Below are 16,061 nucleotides of genomic sequence, written 5' to 3'. Positions count from 1 at the left end.
ATCATTAAATTTTATCTACCAACAAGGGGGAAAGAATATGAAAGAAGTTTTTTCCTATGTAAAGCCATATAAATGGACAGCTATTTTTGCTTTATGTTTAATGCTTTTAGAGTTATTTGTAGAGCTTGTGCAGCCACTCATTATGGCAAAAATAATCGACGAGGGAGTAAGGGCACAAAATCAAGGAATGGTTTTGCAATGGGGGGCTGTTTTACTTGGGCTATCTTTTGTTGCCTTTCTGGCGGGCGTTATCAATTCTTATTTTTCTTCACATACAGCTCAAAGCTTTTCGTATGACCTTCGAAATGCCCTGTTTGATAGGATTCAATCCTTTACGCTAGCAACCTATCAAAAATTCTCCATTGCATCGCTTATTACTCGATTAACAAATGATGTTACACAGGTACAAACGGTGCTGTTTATGAGCTTACGTATTATGCTTCGAGCGCCACTTGCTGTGATAGGAAGCATTATTATGGCTTTTGTCGTAAATCCGAAATTAGCTTTATTTTTAGTTATTGGTGCACCGATCATTTTTATTTTTCTTCTTTTTATGGTGGCAAAAGGTGTGACTTATTTTGGGCGTGTACAAAAGAGGGTCGATCGTTTAAACAGAGTTTTACAGGAGAATTTACAGGCGATACGATTAGTAAAGGCTTACTTAAGAGGGGCATATGAGGCTACACGCTTTGATGAAGTTGCATCACGGTTAAAGGTTGATACTGTGAAGGCCTTACGCATAATGGAATATATTATGCCGGTTCTTTTGTTCATTATGAATATGAGCCTGCTCGCAGTTTTATGGTTTGGTACAAAACAAATTGCTACAGGAACAACGCCACTTGGTGATATTGTGGCTATTGTGAATTATGCAATGCGTATGACAGGCTCATTTTCAATGTTCGCTTTTATTATTATCTTCTACGCACGTGCAAAGGCATCTGCAGAACGTATGGCAGAAATCCTTTCCGTTGAAAATGAGGTTGAAGATACATCTCTTTTAGAAGAAGTAGGTCATGCCACACAATATGGAGAATTAACCTTTGACCATGTTAGTTTTACTTATCCAGGAGGAGATGTTCCTGTTCTGTCAGATGTGAGCTTTCAAGTTAAGTCTGGCGAGAAACTAGCGATCATGGGGGCAACTGGTGCAGGAAAATCAACATTATTACAGCTCATTCCTCGGTTCTATGAAGTAACGCAAGGCAGAATACTTGTGGAAGGTCAGGATGTGCAACATTGGGATTTACAAGAGTTGCGGGAAGTGATTGGCTATGTCCCCCAGCAGTCATTGTTATTTACAGGAAGTATTGCAGATAATGTGCGTTGGGGAGATACACAGGCTGAAATGGATGCTGTATTACAGGCTACAATGCAGGCGCAAATTCATGCATCTGTTGAAGATTTTCCAAATGGTTATGATACCAAGGTTGGGCAAAAAGGTGTCAATTTATCGGGGGGGCAAAAACAGAGGTTATCTATAGCTAGAGCTCTATTGAGAAAGGGACATATTTTAATGCTTGATGATAGTACTAGTGCTTTAGATGTGAAAACTGAACAGTCTTTGTGGGCGGCACTGAGTGAAGAAAAAGCAACGATGCTTGTTGTTACGCAAAAAATACGTACAGCTAAAGGTGCAGATCGCATTTTACTGATTGATGCTGGAAAAGTAGTTGCTTATGGCACACATGAAGAGCTTTTAGAGACTTCCTCGCTTTATAAAAAAATAGCTATCTCTCAACAGGAGGTGGAGGATTAATGGGATTTTTCCAGAAACCTTTTGGCTATGAACCGCTTTTGACAAAAGATGATCTGAAACAGGGTGTGAAGAAAAAGAAGGGGCCACGTGCAGCTGATTGGAGAAGTACATTGCTGCGGTTATGGAAAATTGTCGACGAACAACGTGCACTGCTTATTGTGGTGCTCTTATTAGTGATGATTAGCTCCATATTAGCTTTAGTTGGTCCTTATGTAATCGGTCAAATGATTGATCACTATGTTATGCATGGCGAGCTTTCAGGCTTAGATAAAGGGATTGGCTTATTAATTGGTATTTATGTGTTATTAGCCGTTTCACTTTTCCTACAAAACTATTGGATGATTGGCATCGCCCAGCAAACGATCTATAGATTAAGGACAAGTGTATTCACTCATTTTCAAAGACTGCCAGTGGCATTCTTTGATCGTCGTCAGCATGGAGAATTGATGAGTAGAATGACGAATGATATTGAAGCTGTCAGCTCAACATTGAACAGTTCCTTTATTCAGGTATTTTCAAGTGTTCTTACGCTTGGTGGAACCGTCATTATTATGCTCAGTTTAAGCCCATTGCTGACAGTTCTGACGATGATCATTATTCCACTGATGTTTTGGGCGATGCGATGGATTACACGTCGTACAGCACCACTGTTTAAAGAACAGCAGGTAGCTATTGGCGCCTTAAACGGGATGATCGAAGAAACAATTTCAGGACAGCGGATTGTGAAGGCATTTTCACAAGAGGAGCGAATGAAAGCAGAATTTCGTGAAAAAAGTTTGCGCTTAAAAAGAACTGGTTTTTGGGCACAGACATACTCAGGTTATATTCCTAAAGTTATGAACTTCTTAAATAATATGAGCTTTACCATTGTAGCAGGTGTAGGAGGAGTTCTTGCGTTATATGGACATGTATCGATAGGGGTAATTGTTATATTCACTGAATATGCACGACAATTTACACGTCCTTTAAATGATTTAGCAAACCAGTTTAATACGGTACTGTCAGCCATTGCTGGTGCAGAACGTGTATTTTCCTTGCTTGATGAACAACCAGAGGCAGAAAATGTGTCAGCACAAAAGCATCAGCTATTGGGACATGTAACGTTTAAGCAGGTGTACTTCAAATATGAACTAGAAGAAGAGGGGTACACACTAAAAAATGTAGACTTTAAAGTGGAACCTGGTCAAACGGTAGCCCTTGTTGGTGCAACTGGGGCTGGTAAAACGACAATCCTTCAACTTATTGCAAGATTTTATGACGTCTCAAAGGGAGAGGTATTATTTGATGGTATAAATGTACAGCAAATTGATCGACAATCCCTTCGTTCACAAATGGCCTTTGTCTTACAGGATCCATTTTTGTTTGAGGCTTCTGTTCGCGAGAATATCCGATATGGTAGACTGGATGCGAGTGATGCAGAGATTGAGGAAGCGGCCAAGCAAGCTAATGCACATGAATTCATTATGAAACTAAAGGATGGGTATGATACTATTCTTGCAGCGGATGGACGCGAGATTTCCCAAGGCCAAAAGCAATTACTTTCTATAGCAAGGGCACTTATTGCTGATCCGAAAATTTTACTATTGGATGAAGCGACAAGCAGTATCGATACTGTGACAGAACTGGCGATACAAGAGGCACTCGATACGTTAATGCAAGGGCGCACGAGCTTTGTGATCGCGCATCGTTTAAATACTGTCCATAATGCCGATATGGTCTTAGTGATGCAAAAAGGGGAATTAGTGGAGGCTGGACCTCAGCAAAAGCTAATCGAATCAGGTGGTCTTTATGCACAAATGCTGCATTCATCCTCACACCATCTTGAGGAATAGATGGAAAAAGAGCAATTTCATTTGAAGTTGCTCTTTTTTATTGAATTAAAATGTTATTAATTTGAATAAATGGTATAATTATTATATAACATTATTAAAATATGAAGCAGTAGATAGTTTAAAAGTAATGGGTTGTGAAAGAATAAATATCTCTATTTTAGAAAAATTAGTATATTATTTCTAGTAAATTTCAGTCATTTTACTGAATTTTTATAGTATAAATCCTTTTATTTTTCTAATATTTGAAGTAAAATTCTGATTAATAGCGGGTATTAATATATTTTGTTGCCAGCTTATTTTCATTCTTGCTACAATAGGGCAATAGTCTGTTACAGGAACGGAGTAAATGATGAATATTTCAGTGATGACAGTGTCTTTTCCATTAGATGGAGAAACATTGAAAGAAGTAAAGTTATTATGTGAAGAAGCAACAGTTCAAGATTATCGAGTCTATGAAACCATTATGAATGTACCTATGGCTAGCTCTTTCGAGAATAAAGGCTTCATGGTACTAGCGTATGAGGATAATAAGGATTTATTAGTTGGTGCTGCTAGTGCTATCGACTTAATGGGACTTCATACATATGAGTGGTCATTAGTGGTGACACCTGCATATCGACAAAAGGGTATTGGAACTGCCTTAGTTGAGGGTATACAAGTAGGGCTAAAAGAAAGAGGGGCAGAGGGGCAATTAGCTGTAGTAATTGATGGTTCCCCTTATGGGCATACATTTATTGAAAACAAAGGGTTTACCTATAGTTTTTCAGAAACGACCCTAGAAACAAAAGCAGAGCCCGTTACATTACGAAGTGATATAAATATTCAAGCCTATAACGGAGAGCAAGCTGAACTGATTACTATTTATTGTGAGGCTTTTGGAGATCTACCCGAAGAATCAGAAGAGCTTATTGCTTTTAATACATCAACAAATGGAAGAGAGCTTTGGGTTGCTTACAGAGATGGTGCAGTTGTTGGCACAGTGACTACAGCTAAGGAAAATGAAATCCAGTGGGTAACTGCACTTGCTGTACATCCAAATTGTGAAGGACAAGGTATTGGGACAGCCCTTCTTTCCTTTTCAAAGGATTATGCGAGTAAGGTTGGTGCAGCGTTTGTCATGCTAGATGTAGAAGTAGACAATAAAAAAGCACTTTCTGTCTATGAAAAAGCAGGCTTTATGAAAGCACAGCAAATTGATTATTATGTAAAACAATAGAAAAAGGGGTGATGAGAGGTATTTAATATCAACTCATCGCCCTTTTTTATCATAATCACCTACTATCTTCATATAATATTAATAAGCTTTAAGAAAGGAGTCGTGATCATGCGCATGCCAGCATTGCCAAAGAAGAAGTCTCCTCCGAAGGAAGCCCCTAATTCATGGTGGAAAGTTGTGAAAGCTTATTTATCCAAAGGGAAGTTTTATAAATTACCCCCAAGAAATTAATGATGCAAAGAAAAAAGTCGCCTTTTAGCGACTTTTTAATTTTCTAATAAAAATGTCTTTTTGGATGGACCGATTAAGTATAGCTCGTGCATGGCTCGTGTAAGAGCTACATAAAGTAGCTTTCGGTCAATTGGTGTATCGTAAAATGGTGTATCGTAGGCAGCTACAATGACAGCATCAAATTCAAGTCCCTTAGCTAAGTGACTTGGCACAACAAGTAACATTTCTTGATTAATAGATTCATTTTCCGTTAGTAGTTGTGAAGCAATATCATTGTCTTTTAATGCCTGTTGCATAGTAATGGCTTCTGCAGTAGTTTTGCAAATTAAAGCGATGGATCGATGGCCATTTTGACGAATAGCTTCAAAAATCTCTTTAACTTTGAAGGCATCGAATTGCTCTGCTTGAATAAAACTTGGTACTTTACCGTGACGCACAACGGGTTCTACTAAAGGTAGCTGTTCATTCATTTGCGCTAGAATTTGATTCGCGACTTCCATAATTTCAATTGTTGTTCGATAGCTTTTTTGCAAAGTGCGGAAGCTTGCACGAGGAAATAAGCTTTGGACAGGCTCCCAGGCTGTTAATGAGCGATAGCTATGGATACCTTGTGCTAAATCACCGACCATAGTAAACATATCTGTATCAAGACCTGCTTTTAAAGCAGCAAGCTGAAATAAACTGTAATCTTGGACCTCATCGATAAAGACAACACGCATCTTCCATTCATCTGCAATGCCTTTTAAACGTGCTTGTAAATAGTATAGTGCAGCTAAATCTTCGAGTGCCCATTGTTCTTTACGATATGCCTGCAAAAATTGTTGCTGTTCAAGGTAATGCCATTCAGGGGCGAGTTCTGCTAATAATTCTGCATCGGTGAGAAGGGTACGATAGAGTGTTTTAATATTATGTTTGGGAAAGCGACGCATATAAGCTGATGCCGTTGTCTTCGTTTCTTTTTCAATGGCAGGAATTCGTTCATCACGCTCATCAATGAATTTTGTGACAACACGTCGCCGTTTTTCATCATCTCGAATTCCATTTAAGGCTTTACCCAATGCTTCATCATACTTTTTATGGAGTGTAGCTAAAACAGCCTGTTTTTTTTGACGTACATGGCTTGCTAAGACCTTTTTAATATGTTCAAGTCGCTTTTCGATAGGCATATATGAGAATTCATATAAAAACAGCTTCTTCAGGTGGGAAGCACGCATGATACAGTATTTTTCAATATAGACATCTTCGAATTGCTCTGCGATCTTTTGTTCCAGCTTTTGTACGTAGCGTTCGATGACATCACGATAGTAAAGTGAGCCTTTCATTTCAGCAATCCAGGTAGTAGGCTGACTTCCTCCAGCAACGAGCAATTCTAATTGTTCATTTGGATTTTGAAGCTTAAGCTTTAATTTAGTGGCAGAAAGAACGTAGTCTGTAAAAGTAGTTTGGCATATTTTATCGACGCCAAGCTCTGGTAAAACATCGCCTATATAATCAATAAATAACTTATTCGGTGCTAAAATCATGAGCTGCTCAGGATTAAAATGTTCACCCATTGTATAAAGGAAATAGGATATTCTGTGTAGAGCAATGGTTGTTTTTCCACTACCAGCAGCACCTTGCACAATAATTGGTTGACGAAGATGTGCTCGAATAATTTCATTTTGTTCCTTTTGAATTGTTGAAACAATTTCAGTTAGACGGACATCAGCTTTTCCAGCTAATGCTTCTTGTAGTAGTTCATCATTTGTTGTTAGATCAATATCTCGTATATCGAGTAATTCGCCATTTTCGATCTTGTATTGCCTTTTAGCAAAGAGATGTCCTTTATGAACTTCACCACGGACATCGTACTCCATGTCACCAAGACGTCCATCATAATAAACATTAGCTACGGGTGAGCGCCAGTCAACAATAATGGGCTCATGGGTTTCACGATGAAATAGTGATGTTTTCCCAATATAAAGGAATTCTTCTGGGTCACCGGTTTTTTGGAAATGGATTCTAGCGAAATAGGGCTTCTTGCGAACGGCCTCTAGACCTTCTTTTTGATTACGTGCCATTTCAAAAAATCTGGCATTTGTTAAGATATTTAAATAACTTAAACTCGAATCTAAGTAATCAAGATCGGCCATAGATTTGCGGATATTTTCTTGAGCAGATTTTAAATCTCGTTGTGATTCGTCTAATATTTGTTGCATATAGCCTTGGGTATACGCTAACCGCTCTACTTCAGCCTGAAAATCTGGATGTTGTACAGTCATTTTTTAGCACCTCCTAGGTACTTACAATTTCAAAGTAGATTATCATACTACTATATATAATATTTACCAGCAAGTGAAAGCTAAAATGTTAATTATGCTACTATTACATGGGGCTGGAAGGTTTTTCTTTGAATAATAATAGAGGAGGTTATTGAATTTGGACATATTTGCACATAGAGGTGTTTCGATAAACTATCCAGAAAATACGATGGCTGCCTTTCAAGCAGCATCAAAGCTTCCTATAGCAGGGATAGAGCTAGACGTTCATTTAACCGCAGATAAAGAGGTAGTGGTTATTCATGATGAGACCATTGATCGTACCTCCAATGGCTCAGGCTATGTAAAAGATTTTACATTACAACAATTACGTACATTTGATTTTGGCTCGTGGTTTTCACGGGAGTTCGGAGATGAAGTAATTCCTACCTTAGGGGAAGTGTTGGAGTTATTTGCAGGTACCAATCACCGTATCAATATTGAACTGAAAACAGACATTATTGCATATGAAGGAATCGAAGCGCTCGTGCTCAAAGAAGTAGCAGCACAGCAAATGACAGAGCGGGTGATCATTTCATCTTTCAATCATGAATCATTGCAAACAATATCAAAAATAGCGCCTTATATAGAAAGTGCAGCATTGTTTGCAGAGGTGCTGGTGGATTTCCCAACTTACATTGCTCTTATACCAGCTAAGGCGTTACATGTAAGTTTGCCAACTTCCTTCCGTAAATCAGTTAAACTAGCTCTCGCTGAAGGTGCAACTGTACGTGTGTATACCGTCAATGAACAACGCGATGCTCGAAGTTTACAACAGCTCGGTGTACAGGCGATATTTACAGATGATCCAGAAAAAATATTAAGAGCCCTTAGTTAGAGCAAAAGTGGACAGTTAGGAGACAAAAGCTTCCGTGGAATCATTTGCATTTTCAAAATACCCACGGAAAGCAACGTCTTCTAGAGGGTTTTTACCATTTTGCACGATGTTCCTCAATACATCCGAGCATTTGTTGAATAACCAGTGTTTCACCATTGTCGAGTAAAATAGAACCGTCGTAATAGCCAAATAGTTGATGTACCTCTGATTTAACTAGTTTGGCATTCGTTTGGGCTATACGCTCAAAAAAGGGTGAAAAGGTTAAGGAGACCTGATTAGAAAATTTTGTTTTCACTTTCCAACGCTGCATGTAATCTTCAGAATCATATTGAAATAATAAATCCTCATGTATTTTTGTCATTTTACCATCAACAAAAACAGCATTTTCAGTCATGCCTGTGCCATCTGTCCATTTACCTCCTAAATTAAGTCCGATGCGTCGTCCACGTACTCGTTGAGAGGCCATTCCCCAATTCCATAATGCTTCACGTGGCCATACACCTCGTCCATAATCCAACACAGCAAAATTCTCCTCAGCTGAGAAATTAAAACGCCGAGTACCAATTGTGACAACACCTGATGTTGGCAATATGTGATGCTTGCCTGTGAACTGAAATGTTTTGCGATTCCAAGGAATGACTACATTTAAGGTTTCGTCCGCTGGTGGGTGCTGAATGATAAGCTTTGCTCGTAAAACATCTCCGTCAAAGTTTGGTATGGAAACAGATAGATGTGTTTCATTTTGTATATACAATAAATCAATCATCATTTCACTATTTTTAAATGAAACAGATTCTAAAACCTGTGTAGGCATTTTTAGTTTACCACCAAAGGGGATTGTGATCGTTTTTTCAAAATAGCGCTGTGTTTCATATTCAAGGAAATAAACGAAGCAGACTGCTGCGTAATCTAGATGACTAATCGTAGCTGAAAACAAGATTTCATCACCGTAGACACACCAATAGTTCCATTTCTTTTTGCGCATGAGATGGCCGCTTAAATTGCTATTAATAAGTGGTTTGCGTGCAAATCCGATGGCTGCTGGATTTAAATTACCTTTTTTATCGCATAAAAGAGTTGGCTGTAAAATCTCTTTTTCAGCATGCTGCCTCACATTCAACATCCCTTCTGGTCATAAAATAAAATTGACATATCTTTAATCCTTATTGTAGCAAAAATGTTCTTGAAATTGGAAAGGAACATGCTGAATATAATGGATTTCAATAAGAATTATGAGGAAGGACCTAACTAATAGAAATGCTTAAATAGACATATGATGGCATGAGGAGGTTATGTATGGCAAAAATGTATAATAGGCAGGCTGCAGTTCAATATGCTAATTTGTGGTGGAACAGACGCAATCCTGCTTTTCCAAATTTTGATGTAGATTGCACGAACTATATATCTCAGTGTTTACTTGCAGGAGGGGCACCGATGCGAGGTGCACCAAGTAGAGAGAAAGGCTGGTGGATTCAGCAAGGGAATTGGAGCTTTAGCTGGTCTGTTGCCCATTCATTACGATGGTATTTAGAAGGATCTACAACAGGATTGAAGGGTAGACGTGTTCAATATGCAGAGGAACTAGAGCTTGGAGATGTCATTTTTTATGATTTTCAAGGGAATGGTAGAATTGACCACTCCGTTATTGTTACAAGTATTCAAAATGGTATTCCTTATGTGAATGCCCACACCTCAGATAGTATTAATCGACCTTATTTTTATGAGGATTCCACCGCCTATACGCCAAGCATGACCTACTTTTTCTATCATATAGATGACAGCTTTGCTTAGGAACAGGTAGTTTTAAAGCATACAAATATATGATAATGTGAAAGATAGAAGAGATAAACTCTAATATGTTGTCTTATGGTAGAAGGAGAATTGATATATGAGCGAACAAATTTTATCTGTTAGAGATGCAATTATTCAACGTCGTTCCATTAAAAAGTTTAATGGCCAGCCTGTAGAGCGTGAGGATTTAATGGCTATTATTGACGATGCAGTATGGGCTCCCAATCATGGTAATCGTGAGCCATGGCGATTAGTTGTTGCCTGTGGAAAGGAATTAACAAATCTTCACCAGCTATTACGTGACTTAACAATTCCTAAATGGCAGGAGCTTTCAAGCGAAGATTTAGCGAAGCAGATGTTGAAATTTACATTACCAGGTGGCTATGCCTTTGTTATCGTTCCAGAGGATGCGCGTCAAAAAGAACGTTTAGAAGATTATGCAGCAGCAAGTACATTTATTCAAAACATGCAGTTACTGGCATGGGATAGAGGCATAGGCTCTTGCTGGAAAACACCAGGCTTCCTAGATAATCCAAAATTCCGTGAAGCTTTAAAGGTACAGCCAGGTGAGCGTGTCATTGCTATGCTACAAGTTGGTTATTTTGATGAAGTGCCAAAAGGTAAAGAGCGCAAACAAGCAGCTGATATCGTTACGATTTTTGGTGAGTAATCAAATAAAAAAATCCCTTCACTTTGACAGTGAGGGGATTTTTTAATTAATCGATATTTACTTTTGTAATCCTGAAACCTCATATAAATAATCACTAAGAACACGTAAGCCTTTATCAAAGTTTTCTAAATGGAAGTGTTCATTTGGTGCATGGAAGTTTTCACTTGATAGACCGAAGCCCATTAGCACTACAGGTAAATCTAAAATTTCATCAAACGCAGCGACGATAGGGATGGATCCACCGCCACGTGTGTATGCTGTTGGTACATTATACACTTTTTCATAGGAGCGTCCAGCAGCCTGGATAAATGGATGATCGAAAGGCGTTAGGAATGGACGGCCTTTATCGAATTCAGAAATGTTGATTTCCACACCAGCAGGTTTGTGCTTTTCAACATGTGCTTTTAAAAGTGCTACAATTTCATCGGGCTCTTGATTTGGTACAAGACGACATGTGATTTTAGCGCCAGCTTCAGCGGGCAGCACTGTTTTGATGCCTTCACCTGAGAAACCACCAAATACACCGTTAACCTCTAGGGTTGGGCGGGCCCAAGTACGTTCTAAATAAGAATACCCTTGTTCACCGAATAATTCTTTTACGCCAACTTCCTGTTTAACAGACTCTTCATCGAAGCCAAGCGCAAGATAAGCCTCACGTTCCTCTTCTGTTAATGGCAACACTTTGTCGTAGAAACCTTCAACTTGAATCGTACCATGCTCATCACGGAAGGATGCTAAAATTTCAGCTAATGCGTGAATAGCATTTTGTACGCCACCACCATAAAGACCGGAGTGTAAATCTCCCTTAGCTCCACGCACATCAATTTGAATGCCCGTTAAGCCCCGTAAACCATAGCATACCGCAGGCTTCCCAGGACCATAAAGACCTGTATCGGAAATTAAAATTAAATCTGCCGCTAGTTTTTCTTTATATTGTTCAACATAGGCAGGTAGATGTGGACTACCAATTTCTTCTTCACCTTCATAAATGAACTTAACATTGACAGGTAATGTCCCTGTTGTAGCAAACAATGCCTCAATCATTTTTAAGTGCATAAAGACTTGTCCTTTATCATCACTCGCACCACGAGCAAATAATTTATTGTCTCGAATTGTAGGATTAAAAGGCTCACTGTCCCATAAATTTAATGGATCAACAGGTTGAACATCATAATGACCATAAAATAAAATAGTTGGTTTACCCTCTGCATGTAGCCAGTCTGCATAAACAACAGGGTGCCCAGCTGTTTGTGTAATGGAGATATTTTCAAGATTTAGTTTTTCAAACGCACTGGCTAGCCACTCAGCTGCATGTTGAATATCCTCTTTATGCTCGGATAAAGAACTGATACTTGGAATTCGTAAAAATTCATTCAATTCATTTAAATGTGCCTCACGGTGTTCTGCAAAATAAGCATCAATTTGCTGTAAATTAGTCATTAAGCATCCCTCTTTCTAATATTTCGATAATAGAAATAGTATAGCACAATTTGCTTTTAGGAATCTTAAATTGAATTGAAAGATTACACATAGCACCTACAAAATAAACCACAAGAGCTAAATAGCAATTGTGGTTGAGTCTTACTTGAGTGGATTATAAATTCGTCATTTTTCAGTGAAGGGTTCAGATACAACAGCTAGATCGCTTCGCACTTTTAACGGCTAGAATGGCATCATTAAATGCACTAGCTTTCAGGCGAGTCTATTCAAAGCCTCATTAGTGAGCAGTATAACCACCATCAACAAGAAGCGTTGTACCATTAACAAAGCTTGCGTCATCGCTTGCTAAAAAGAGAACGGCTTTAGCGATTTCTTCTGGTTTACCAAGTCGACCTTGTGGGTGAAGGGATGCTAAATATTCTTTCTTCTGAGCATCGACCTCAGCTAATAGAGGAGTGTCGATATAGCCAGGACACACCGCATTTACACGAATACCCTGTTTAGCGTAAGCAGTACATAGGTTTTGTGTTAATAATTTAACGCCACCTTTTGCAGATGAGTAGGCTGTAGGGTTTGGTAAGGCAACGAAGCTATGAATTGAACCAGCGTTAACAATGACGCCACCTGTTCCTTGGGCAAGGAATTGTTCAATAGCATATTTATCCGATAGAAATACACCTGATAAATTAATATCAATTGTTCTTTTCCATTTTTCAAAAGAAAGCTCGTGTGCTGGTGCATCGTCAGCTACGCCTGCATTTGCATACATAATATCAAGTTTACCGTATTTAGTAACGGTTTCCTTTATCATGTTTTGAATGTCCGCTTCATTTGTTACGTCTGTTTTTACGAAAAGTGTATCAAAACCATTGTTATTTAATTCTTCAGAAATGCTTTGTCCACGATCAGAAAAATCGGCAATAACGACTTTAGCGCCTTCTTCTACAAAGAGACGAACTGTGGCTTCACCGATACCACTAGCCCCACCTGTAACAATTGCTACTTTATCTTTTAGTTTCATATAAATGACCACCTTTAATGTTATTTTGCTGTTGCTCCGCCATCAATAACGAATTCTGCACCTGTTGAAAAGGAAGATTCATCAGAAGCTAAAAACAATACAGTTTGCGCTACTTCCTTTACAGAGCCTAAACGTCCTAATGGGAATAAGTTTTTGCCTAATTCATCTTTTGAGCTTCCTGTTGTTGCTGATGCATAGTCTGCCATACCTGTATCAATGTAGCCAGGATGAATGGAGTTGACACGTACGCCGTATGGAGCATACTCCATAGCAGCATCTTTTGTCATAATGCGAACAGCCCCTTTACTAGCGCCGTATAATACGTGACCAGCAGCACCTGTTAAGCCTGCAATAGAGGAAGCATTAATAACAGAACCATTATGTTGTTTAGCCATAAGCGGCATAATATGTTTCATGCCTAAGAACACACCTGTCACATTGATGGACATTAAGCGGTTCCAGTCAGAAAGCTCGATTTCTGCAAGGGGTTTTATGATATAGATACCTGCATTATTGAAAAGAATATCCACTTTCTTAAATGTTTTTATTGATTCATCTGCAACCTTTTTCCAGTCTTCTTCATTACTAACATCGTGGCGGATAAATACTGCCTCACCGCCGATAGTTTGAATATCACGGACTGTATCGTTCCCAGATTGTTCATTTATATCAGTAATAACTATTTTTGCTCCCTCTTTAGCAAATAATAGTGCAGTTTCTTTCCCGATTCCTGTACCTCCACCTGTAATAATGGCTACTTTGTTTTCTAATCTCATTTCAAGCACGCACCTTTCATTATTTCTGGTTATATGGTTGCCTTAGGATTCAAAAGTATTCGCATTGTTTAGCGATACCTTCATCTTACTCCTTTCAATTTGAAATACTATCCTATAAGATGCTGTATAATATAGTGAGTGAATATCCTCCATTTATAGGGGTATTTTTAGTGTGAAGGAGAAGAATTTCCTATGACGCATCCATTTCAATCAATTGAAGAAGTAACACTTCAAGAGTTTGTGTTGTTTATTAAAATCCATCATCAGCAAATTGAAGAGAATACAATTATTTACCTTAATCTAGAACCTTCTATAACTGGGGCAGATCGAAAAAGAACAGCAATGCTATTAGATTCATTTTTGCGTTTAATGACACATGCAAATATCGATGAATTAAATAATGATGAGAAGAATTTTTTCAACACATGGCTTCAATCACAGTTGTCCATTATTGATAGGAAGAGCTTTAATTTATTCCAATTAATTTTCGAGAAATCATTGATTACTTTTATGATTCAACAGAAGAGTAGTCGAACGAACGCCATCTTCATGTATGTATTATCGACATTTACGTTACTTGTAGAGCTTTATTATGACTGTGAGGGAGATAACCAAACTAGTAACATAGCTAGCGAAAATCAGAAAATTAGGCACTTACAATTATTAGATAGGCTTGATAAATTGCTTATTAGTTCCTCAGGTTATCAGGATTTAGCGCTGATTTTAAAAAAATGTGAAGAGTATTTTAGTTATAAAAGATGTGTATTTTACGCATATGTCCCATGGTCCAATCATTTTTATGGAGTTATTGGCGCAGAGCTTCCTAAGGTGCAAAGCATGAAAGGGGAGTTGACTGGGGAAAACACAATACTTAGTTCAAGAAAACCCATTTATTTAAAAAATCCTAAAAATTACTTGAAAGAAGAGCATATCCAATTATTTAATTTATCCTCGATTATTTTTATTCCCATTTTGCGTCAAGAGCAATTATTTGGATGGCTAACATTTGATCAGTTAGGGGAGGAGTTTGATTGTACAAAGGAAGAATTAACACTCCTTGAGGAAGTAGGGAAGCGTTTAGGTTTATTTTTATCACGTAAGGGCGAGAAGGTAGAAAAGAATACAGTGCTTCATTTAACTGAAAGGGAATCGATGATACTTGGCCTGCTTGCCGAAGGATATGATAATAAAAAAATTGCTGGTTTATTATTTTTAAGTGAGCATACTGTCAGGGATTATGTAAGCAGTCTTATGACAAAGCTCAAAGCAAAGAATCGAACACAGGTCGTTGCCTCAGCCTTTCGTCTAGGACTGTTAAGCTAAAACACCCAATGCACTTCTATTAGGAGTGCATTTTTTGTTTCTTCAAATGCTAATTAATATTCTGACAATAAATACTATTAAAAATATAGTTTAATTAATAGGTAACTATTGTCATCAAAAGCTTTTTTGGAGGGAAAGCAGTATAGTAGTAAAACAATTTTTACGAATATTACAAGTGAAAGCGATTAAGCTTACACGATTGTAATGAAATTGAAAGCCAATGCGATAGAGTGTAATACATTATTTTGCGAGAATGTGTATAGAAGCAAGAACAAGAAGCGGAGGCATACACAATGAATGAAAAATTAGAAGGCGTATACGAGGAATACAATCGTTATATATATCATTTATGTTTAAAACTAACTCGCAATAATATAGAAGCTGAAGATTTAATGCAAGAAGTTTGGGTTAAGGTTGTACGCTATGAAGATAGCGTGGCTGAAGTAGAGCATATTAAAGCTTGGCTGACAACTATTACAATGAATACATTTAGAGATCGCTATCGTAAAAAAGTACGACGTAGCAAATATATGATGAACCAACCTGAAACATTAGACGTGCCGATTCTAGATTTGGTTCCCAATAACGATATTTCTACAGAAGAAAAAATTGAAAAGGACATTGTAACAAAACTAGTCCAGGATAAAATGGAGCAATTAGATGCTATTTATAGAAAGACTTTATGGTATTTCTACATAGACCAATACTCACTTGCAGAAATCTCTACAATTATGAAAGTTTCCATTGGTACTGTGAAATCTCGTTTATTCCGTGCAAAGGCTCGATTAAAAGAAATGCTCATGTCAGATACAGCTATTGTGGAATCTGTGCTACCAGCGTAATAAAGCAGATTGGTCGCACATCACA

The 16,061-nt window shown here is 38.0% G+C and carries 13 protein-coding genes; 8 read left to right on the top strand and 5 right to left on the bottom strand.

Features of this window, described 5'->3' with window-relative positions:
- Nucleotides 1–37 precede the first annotated feature (37 nt).
- The 3 genes from B3D98_RS11275 to B3D98_RS11265 all read left to right on the top strand — a co-directional run bounded on the left by B3D98_RS11275 (nt 38) and on the right by B3D98_RS11265 (nt 4,807).
- On the top strand, nt 38–1,759 hold the full coding sequence (locus B3D98_RS11275; protein WP_288583037.1) for an ABC transporter ATP-binding protein: 1,722 nt from the start codon (nt 38–40) through the stop codon (nt 1,757–1,759).
- The gene (locus tag B3D98_RS11270) at nt 1,759–3,591 is read left to right on the top strand and encodes an ABC transporter ATP-binding protein (protein ID WP_066038238.1); all 1,833 of its coding nucleotides are present in this window, start codon (nt 1,759–1,761) and stop codon (nt 3,589–3,591) included. The genes B3D98_RS11275 and B3D98_RS11270 overlap by 1 nt, the downstream gene beginning before the upstream one ends.
- A gap of 346 nt (nt 3,592–3,937) precedes the next feature.
- Nucleotides 3,938–4,807, top strand: a complete 870-nt coding sequence (locus tag B3D98_RS11265; RefSeq protein WP_288583034.1) for a GNAT family N-acetyltransferase — start codon at nt 3,938–3,940, stop codon at nt 4,805–4,807.
- Nucleotides 4,808–5,073: 266 nt separating this feature from the next.
- Here B3D98_RS11265 and helD read toward each other — a convergent pair whose 3' ends face one another.
- Nucleotides 5,074–7,299 carry an RNA polymerase recycling motor HelD gene (helD, locus tag B3D98_RS11260; RefSeq protein ID WP_288583032.1) on the bottom strand — a complete coding sequence of 742 codons (2,226 nt, stop codon included), beginning with the start codon at nt 7,297–7,299 and terminating at the stop codon, nt 5,074–5,076.
- Nucleotides 7,300–7,456: 157 nt separating this feature from the next.
- Between helD and B3D98_RS11255 the strand changes: the two genes are divergently transcribed.
- Nucleotides 7,457–8,173, top strand: a complete 717-nt coding sequence (locus B3D98_RS11255; protein ID WP_115674303.1) for a glycerophosphodiester phosphodiesterase — start codon at nt 7,457–7,459, stop codon at nt 8,171–8,173.
- Nucleotides 8,174–8,264: 91 nt separating this feature from the next.
- Here B3D98_RS11255 and B3D98_RS11250 read toward each other — a convergent pair whose 3' ends face one another.
- Nucleotides 8,265–9,287 carry a DUF2804 domain-containing protein gene (locus tag B3D98_RS11250; RefSeq protein WP_054549082.1) on the bottom strand — a complete coding sequence of 341 codons (1,023 nt, stop codon included), beginning with the start codon at nt 9,285–9,287 and terminating at the stop codon, nt 8,265–8,267.
- Nucleotides 9,288–9,469: 182 nt separating this feature from the next.
- On the opposite strand from B3D98_RS11250, the gene B3D98_RS11245 reads away from it, so the two are divergent.
- Nucleotides 9,470–9,964 carry an amidase domain-containing protein gene (locus B3D98_RS11245; RefSeq protein WP_004229655.1) on the top strand — a complete coding sequence of 165 codons (495 nt, stop codon included), beginning with the start codon at nt 9,470–9,472 and terminating at the stop codon, nt 9,962–9,964.
- A gap of 97 nt (nt 9,965–10,061) precedes the next feature.
- Nucleotides 10,062–10,634 (top strand): nitroreductase family protein, encoded by a 573-nt coding sequence (locus B3D98_RS11240; protein WP_048393315.1) that lies wholly within the window; start codon nt 10,062–10,064, stop codon nt 10,632–10,634.
- A gap of 57 nt (nt 10,635–10,691) precedes the next feature.
- Here the strand turns inward: B3D98_RS11240 and B3D98_RS11235 are convergent, their stop codons facing one another.
- The 3 genes from B3D98_RS11235 to B3D98_RS11225 form a co-directional block, all read right to left on the bottom strand.
- Nucleotides 10,692–12,074 carry a dipeptidase gene (locus tag B3D98_RS11235; RefSeq protein ID WP_054549083.1) on the bottom strand — a complete coding sequence of 461 codons (1,383 nt, stop codon included), beginning with the start codon at nt 12,072–12,074 and terminating at the stop codon, nt 10,692–10,694.
- A 277-nt stretch (nt 12,075–12,351) separates the two neighbouring features.
- The gene (locus tag B3D98_RS11230; RefSeq protein WP_054549084.1) at nt 12,352–13,095 is read right to left on the bottom strand and encodes an SDR family NAD(P)-dependent oxidoreductase; all 744 of its coding nucleotides are present in this window, start codon (nt 13,093–13,095) and stop codon (nt 12,352–12,354) included.
- Between the two features lie 20 nt (nt 13,096–13,115).
- The gene (locus B3D98_RS11225) at nt 13,116–13,871 is read right to left on the bottom strand and encodes an SDR family NAD(P)-dependent oxidoreductase (protein ID WP_048393320.1); all 756 of its coding nucleotides are present in this window, start codon (nt 13,869–13,871) and stop codon (nt 13,116–13,118) included.
- Nucleotides 13,872–14,063: 192 nt separating this feature from the next.
- Here B3D98_RS11225 and B3D98_RS11220 point away from each other — a divergent pair, with 192 nt between their 5' ends.
- Together B3D98_RS11220 and B3D98_RS11215 are read left to right on the top strand one after the other, a co-directional pair.
- Entirely contained in the window at nt 14,064–15,194 is a 1,131-nt protein-coding gene (locus B3D98_RS11220) for a LuxR C-terminal-related transcriptional regulator (protein ID WP_288583026.1), read from the top strand.
- Nucleotides 15,195–15,487: 293 nt separating this feature from the next.
- Nucleotides 15,488–16,036: an RNA polymerase sigma factor gene (locus tag B3D98_RS11215; protein ID WP_036078118.1), complete on the top strand. Its 549-nt coding sequence runs from the start codon at nt 15,488–15,490 to the stop codon at nt 16,034–16,036.
- Nucleotides 16,037–16,061 lie beyond the last annotated feature (25 nt).

The sequence above is a fragment of the Lysinibacillus sp. UBA5994 genome, from assembly GCF_002429725.1.
Classification (GTDB): domain Bacteria; phylum Bacillota; class Bacilli; order Bacillales_A; family Planococcaceae; genus Lysinibacillus; species Lysinibacillus capsici.
This window is presented reverse-complemented; position numbering and strand designations above follow the sequence as displayed.

Bases quoted from the DNA above. Each gene is read 5' to 3' on its own strand.
- B3D98_RS11275 (WP_288583037.1), top strand. From the start codon at position 38: ATGAAAGAAGTTTTTTCCTATGTAAAGCCATATAAATGGACAGCTATT.
- B3D98_RS11270 (WP_066038238.1), top strand. From the start codon at position 1,759: ATGGGATTTTTCCAGAAACCTTTTGGCTATGAACCGCTTTTGACAAAA.
- B3D98_RS11265 (WP_288583034.1), top strand. From the start codon at position 3,938: ATGATGAATATTTCAGTGATGACAGTGTCTTTTCCATTAGATGGAGAA.
- helD (WP_288583032.1), bottom strand. From the start codon at position 7,299: ATGACTGTACAACATCCAGATTTTCAGGCTGAAGTAGAGCGGTTAGCG.
- B3D98_RS11245 (WP_004229655.1), top strand. From the start codon at position 9,470: ATGGCAAAAATGTATAATAGGCAGGCTGCAGTTCAATATGCTAATTTG.
- B3D98_RS11240 (WP_048393315.1), top strand. From the start codon at position 10,062: ATGAGCGAACAAATTTTATCTGTTAGAGATGCAATTATTCAACGTCGT.
- B3D98_RS11235 (WP_054549083.1), bottom strand. From the start codon at position 12,074: ATGACTAATTTACAGCAAATTGATGCTTATTTTGCAGAACACCGTGAG.
- B3D98_RS11230 (WP_054549084.1), bottom strand. From the start codon at position 13,095: ATGAAACTAAAAGATAAAGTAGCAATTGTTACAGGTGGGGCTAGTGGT.
- B3D98_RS11225 (WP_048393320.1), bottom strand. From the start codon at position 13,871: ATGAGATTAGAAAACAAAGTAGCCATTATTACAGGTGGAGGTACAGGA.
- B3D98_RS11220 (WP_288583026.1), top strand. From the start codon at position 14,064: ATGACGCATCCATTTCAATCAATTGAAGAAGTAACACTTCAAGAGTTT.
- B3D98_RS11215 (WP_036078118.1), top strand. From the start codon at position 15,488: ATGAATGAAAAATTAGAAGGCGTATACGAGGAATACAATCGTTATATA.